The sequence below is a fragment of the Pseudoalteromonas holothuriae genome (assembly GCF_945859825.1).
Classification (GTDB): domain Bacteria; phylum Pseudomonadota; class Gammaproteobacteria; order Enterobacterales; family Alteromonadaceae; genus Pseudoalteromonas; species Pseudoalteromonas holothuriae.
This window is the reverse complement of the sequence record NZ_CAMAPC010000076.1, coordinates 1-779: the sequence shown is the minus strand read 5'-3', so window position 1 is coordinate 779 and position 779 is coordinate 1. Positions and strand designations below refer to the sequence as shown.

Sequence of the window (779 nt, the reverse complement as noted above, 5' to 3'; positions counted from 1 at the left end):
GCTCCCCACTCCACCATGCTGCTTAATAGTCGCTCTAAATGCGCCTGTAACTGATGGATACGCGCTGCTTTAAATAAGTCGGTGTCATACACCCAGTTAACGGTTATCTCTGCATTTTCTTCTACTGCATTGATCTCAATATCAAACTTGGTACTGACAACCTGCGCCTCTATTGGCGTAAAACTCACCCCGTCTAGCGCCAACTCGCTATGTTCATTAGTATCCATGCTGAACATGATTTGAAACAGTGGGTTATGAGCTGTATTGCGAGGGACATCACATATCTCAACTAACTGCTCAAACGGCATATCTTGATTAGATTGCGCCGCCAAATTGACCTCTTTTACATGGGCCAAATAATCCGATAAATGGGCATGACGCGTGTCTACTCTCAGTACCAGCGTATTCACAAAAAAACCAATCAGTGGCGCAAGCTCTGCATGTGTCCGGTTGGCAACCGGTGTCCCCAACACAATGTCGTGATGATTACTATGACGAGCAAGTACTAATCCCAGTGCTCCATGGAGCAGCATAAACAAGGTCATACCATGCTGTTGTGCCAATGCTTTCAATGACGATGTCAGAGCTTGGGAAAGCACCTCTGATACCAGCCCACCTTCACTGCCTTTCACCGCCGCTCTGGGGTAATCCAATGGCAGGCCGTGCACCACAGGTACATCTGCTAACTGTGCTTGCCAATAGTGCTGCTGTTCATCCAACACCTCACCTTTGAGGTAAGTATGTTGCCAATGCGCATAATCGGCATACTGAATAGCCAA

General features: G+C 47.4%; 1 protein-coding gene. It reads right to left on the bottom strand.

The genetic code is table 11. The annotated features are described in order from the left end of the window. A partial coding sequence (locus tag OCI93_RS20935) for a condensation domain-containing protein (RefSeq protein WP_261627261.1) occupies window positions 1–779 on the bottom strand: 779 nt, incomplete at both ends.